Origin of the sequence: Ameyamaea chiangmaiensis, assembly GCF_013376175.1 — a bacterium.
GTDB classification, from domain to species: Bacteria; Pseudomonadota; Alphaproteobacteria; order Acetobacterales; family Acetobacteraceae; genus Ameyamaea; species Ameyamaea chiangmaiensis.
On sequence record NZ_JABXXR010000189.1, the window covers coordinates 1 to 4373 of the forward strand.

At 67.4% G+C, this 4373-nt stretch carries 6 protein-coding genes; 2 read left to right on the forward strand and 4 right to left on the reverse strand.

What is annotated here, in order from left to right:
* The 3 genes from HUK82_RS14740 to HUK82_RS14750 all read right to left on the reverse strand — a co-directional run.
* Positions 1–484, reverse strand: a 484-nt coding sequence (locus tag HUK82_RS14740; protein WP_394367508.1) for a shikimate dehydrogenase family protein, incomplete at its 3' end; no start/stop codon positions are given.
* Complete coding sequence (locus tag HUK82_RS14745) at positions 481–1269, reverse strand: N-formylglutamate amidohydrolase (RefSeq protein ID WP_176614674.1); 789 nt, start codon at positions 1267–1269, stop codon at positions 481–483. The genes HUK82_RS14740 and HUK82_RS14745, both read right to left, overlap by 4 nt.
* Positions 1270–1329: 60 nt before the next feature.
* A complete protein-coding gene (locus HUK82_RS14750) occupies positions 1330–1944 on the reverse strand; it encodes a TlpA family protein disulfide reductase (RefSeq protein ID WP_176614675.1) in 615 nt (204 codons plus the stop codon).
* Between HUK82_RS14750 and argH the strand changes: the two genes are divergently transcribed.
* Together argH and HUK82_RS14760 are read left to right on the forward strand one after the other, a co-directional pair.
* A complete protein-coding gene (gene argH / locus HUK82_RS14755; RefSeq protein ID WP_176614676.1) occupies positions 1943–3385 on the forward strand; it encodes an argininosuccinate lyase in 1443 nt (480 codons plus the stop codon). The genes HUK82_RS14750 and argH overlap by 2 nt on opposite strands.
* Positions 3382–3552, forward strand: a complete 171-nt coding sequence (locus HUK82_RS14760) for a hypothetical protein (RefSeq protein WP_176614673.1) — start codon at positions 3382–3384, stop codon at positions 3550–3552. The genes argH and HUK82_RS14760 overlap by 4 nt, the downstream gene beginning before the upstream one ends.
* Before the next feature lie 105 nt (positions 3553–3657).
* Here the strand turns inward: HUK82_RS14760 and HUK82_RS14765 are convergent, their stop codons facing one another.
* On the reverse strand, positions 3658–3927 hold the full coding sequence (locus tag HUK82_RS14765) for an HU family DNA-binding protein (protein ID WP_176614677.1): 270 nt from the start codon (positions 3925–3927) through the stop codon (positions 3658–3660).
* Between the last annotated feature and the right edge of the window lie 446 nt (positions 3928–4373).

The following is a 4373-nucleotide window of genomic DNA, read 5'->3' on the forward strand; positions in this document are numbered from 1 at the left end:
CCTCCACGCCCTGATCGAGCAGCGCCGCGACGACCGACCGCGCGGCGCCACCGGCCCCGAGCACGAGCGCCCGTCCGGCGGGCCTGACCCCATGGGCCTGAAGATTACCGAGGAAACCGGCCCCGTCGGTCGACAGGCCCCGGATACGCCCGTCAGCCAGAAACACCAGCGTGTTCGCCGATCCCGCCCGCAACGCGGAGCGATCGTGGTCGTCGCACAGAGCGAATGCCTCCTCCTTGTGCGGAATCGTGACGTTCACGCCCCGGAAACCGGCCACGCGCAGGCCGTGCAGCGCGGTCGCCAGCTGGCCGGGCGGCACGGCAAGCGGCACATACGCCCCATCGATGCCATACCGCCGCAGCCAGTAATTGTGCAGCAGCGGTGAGCGCGAATGCGCCACCGGCCAGCCCACCACACCGGCGAGTGTCGCGGCACCCGTGATACGCTGGACGGACCCGGTGTCCGTGGCGGCAGCCGTGGTCATGCCGCGTGATACCGCTCAAGTGCCGCGGGCAGCAGACGCGCCAGCCGGTCGGCCCATTCCGCCTGCCCGGCGTCATCGCCAACCAGATCCTGCCGGATTTCGAGTTCGACGTAGGGCAGGCCCCGTGTCTCGGCATGCAAAGGCACGGTGTAGTCGGACGCATCGCTGAGCACATAGGGCTCATTATCGCCGACGACCGGCACGCCATCGGCCAATAGAAAAGCGCGCAGCGCGCGACCCAGCCCCGGATCACGGTGATGCAGGACACCGGCATGCCACGGGCGGTCGACGCCAGCCATATGGGGTGTGAAGCTGTGCAGGGCAATCAGGGCAGTCGGCTGTCCTGTTGCCGCACGGGCCTCGAGCTCGACCCGGATACGAGCCTGATAAGGATGAAGGATCGCATCTTCGCGCGCACGGCGATCCGCCTCGGCGATGGCGAGGTTGGCCGACACCACCGTGCCATCGCTGACCTCGGGCACGGAGTTCGGATGCCCCGGCGCACGATTGCAGTCGATGACCAGCCGGGAATACACCTGTTCAATCAGGATCGTGTCCAGACGCTCGGCCAGGGCGCGACCCACGCCAGCCATACCGATATCCCACGCGATATGCCGCTCCCAATCCGCCGGCGACACGCCCATGTCACCCAGCGCACGCGGAACCGCCCGCCCGGCATGATCGCTGACCAGCACGAACGGCGATGCACCGGATGCACCGAACACCCGCACCGGCGCGGGATCGTCGTCGTGAAGCAGGGAGACCGGGTCCAGGCCCGTCACCATCTGAGACATTATTCCTCCATTTTCAGGCTGCCGGCCAGCGGGTCACGCGCAGGCAGTGCCTTACGACACCAGTTCCCGCAGCGTTTTGGCCGCGTCGGGCGCACCCCACGCCAGCGGACCGCCATGGCGCGCAATTTCCTGTCCCTGCGCGTCGAACACCACCGTGGACGGCAGTTCCTCGATCGCCAGCGCGGTCATCGCGCGGTGATCGGGGTCGTAGAAGGTCTGCAATCCGCTGATGTGATGCGCGTCGAGGAACCGCGTGACCACCGGCGCACCGCCCCGGTCGACCGACACCACGACGATCGCCGGGTCCGAGGGGGTCAACGCCGCCGCCAGACGCGCGAGCTGCGGCAGTTCGGTGACGCAGGGTCCGCACCACGTCGCCCACAGATGCAGGACCACCGGGCGCCCGTGCCAACGCGACAGGGTGCTGGCCGCGCCCGCGGCGTCGGCAAAGGTGATGTCGGGAGCAGCCATGGGCATATGCTGCGCGATCGACGACAAGGGTGCCGGCGGGTCCGCCGCATCGGTCGTGGCGGCACGAGAGTGTTTGCGCACCGCCTGCGCGGACAGTAGGGTGCCGCCGACAGCGAGCGCCTGCGTCAGAAGGCGCCGACGCGCGACGACCGGCTGGGCAGTCCGGGACAGGGCAGAAGGAAAAGGATGGGTCATGGTGTCTTCGGGTCAGGTTCCGGCGGAGGGCGCCACGGCCGCGCATACGGCCAATGCGCAATGGGGCGGCCGGTTTGCCGGCGGCCCGTCGGCGATCATGCAGGATATCAACGCCTCGATCAATTTCGACAAGGCCCTGTGGCGCCAGGACATCGCGGGATCGCTGGCCCATGCCGCGATGCTGGCTCATGTGGGCATCCTGTCGGCCGACGAACTCGCCGCGATCCGCGCGGGACTGGCCGGGATCGGCGCGGAGATCGAGGCAGGGCGCTTCACCTTCAGTGAAGAGCTCGAGGATATTCACATGAATATCGAGGCCCGTCTGTCCGAACGCATCGGCGAGGCCGGCAAGCGCCTGCACACGGCGCGGTCGCGCAACGATCAGGTCGCGACCGATTTTCGCCTCTGGGTTCGTGACGCGATCGACGGGATCGACGCGCAGGCCCGCGCCCTGATGCACGCGCTGGCCACACGCGCGCTGGCCCACGCCGACACGGTCATGCCCGGCTTTACGCATCTGCAGACGGCCCAGCCGGTGACGTTCGGCCACCATCTGATGGCGTATGTCGAGATGCTGGCCCGCGACCGGGGGCGTCTGGCCGATGCGCGCAGACGCCTCAACGAATGCCCGCTGGGTTCAGCCGCACTGGCGGGCACATCCTTTCCGATCGACCGGCGCATGACCGCCGACGCGCTGGGCTTCGACCGCCCCACCGCCAATTCGCTCGACGCCGTTTCGGACCGCGATTTCGCGCTGGAATATCTCGCGGCGCTGACGATTCTGGGGATGCACCTGTCGCGTCTGGCCGAAGAAATCGTGATCTGGTGTTCCGCGCCGTTCGGCTTCATTCGCCTGTCCGACGCCTTCACCTCGGGGTCGTCGATCATGCCGCAAAAGCGCAACCCGGATGCGGCCGAGCTGGTGCGCGCCAAGGTGGGACGCGTCGCCGGGTCACTCGTGGGCCTGCTGACGGTCATGAAGGGGCTGCCGCTGGCCTACGCCAAGGATTCGCAGGAAGACAAGGAGCCGGTGTTCGACGCCACCGACGCCACGGCCCTCAGCCTTGCGGCGATGGACGGGATGATCCGCGATCTGACGCCCGACGCGGGCCGGATGCGAGCACTGGCCGGATCGGGCTTTTCCACCGCGACGGATCTTGCCGACTGGCTTGTCCGGGTGCTGCGGGTGCCGTTCCGCACCGCCCATCATGTCACGGGCCGGATCGTCAGCCGCGCCGAGGCCCGGGGCGTCGACATTGCCGACCTCACCCTCGAGGAGATGCAGGCCGAGGAGCCCGGGATCACCGCCGACGTGTTTTCGGTGTTGACCGTGGACGCCTCGATCGCGTCGCGCACCAGCGAAGGGGGCACCGCCCCTGTCAACGTCCGAGCACAGGCGACCGCCTGGCTGGCCCGCCTGGAAAAGGACATGACCGCATGAGACGGACACGCCATACCCACCTGCGCGGCAGCGCGCGGGTCGTGATGGTATCGGCTCTTCTGCTGGCACTCCCGGCGCTGCTGAGCGCGTGCGGCAAGAAGGGCCCGCCACATGCGCCCGGGCCGCCGGAGCGGATCATCTATCCGGGGAACTATCCACCGCCCTGAACCGGGGCGAGTGTTCCCGCCCGGACATCACGCGGCCCGTATCGAACAGGCCGCACGCCCTCCGGCACCGGAAGGACGAGGGCCGTGTCCGAGAAAAACTCTGTCTCAGACAGCTTTTTTCAGATTCGGGCTGGCCTTGAAGCGGACGGTCTTGCCGGCCTTCACCTTCACGGGCTCCTGCGTGCGGGGGTTGAGGGCCTTGCGCGCCTTGGTCTTGTGCACGGTAAAGGTGCCAAAGGACGGCAGCGTGAAACGGCCTTCCTTCTTGAGTTCGGACACGATCGCGCCGATCAGATCTTCCGCCGCCTTGTTGGACGCGACTCCCGTGCAGTTAATGGAGTCCTGAATAACGGCAGCGATAAAAGCCTTGCTCATGTTGGTTCCGGTCGGTTGTTGAATGCGTTTGCAACGTAGCAACCCGAATAAGCACCGTCACGATGCGAAGTCCATTCTTTTTGCGGGCCGGCGCGTTTTTCCGGACGCATTGTTTGCAGGTCACAGCGCCAACAAATCGTATCCCCCCTCACGGCGACCCGATCGTTTCCCTCTCGTAAAAACGAAAGTAATGATCCCGCGCGCGGCGGTGTCCGCCTGCCCCGTCCGAAGGCGCCCGGGTCATGACGGCCACCATCACGGGCAATGACAAACGCCGCCGGGAGAGACCTCCCGGCGGCGTCCACCATTATCAGAACAAAAGGCTACCCGGCGTCAGGAACAGCGCCCGTGAACGCCAGACTGGCAGCGCGCGCGGCCCTCAGGCAACGCGGCGTGCGTGACCCGACCGGCCGCCACCGCCGCCGTGCAAACGCTGACCGCCGCCG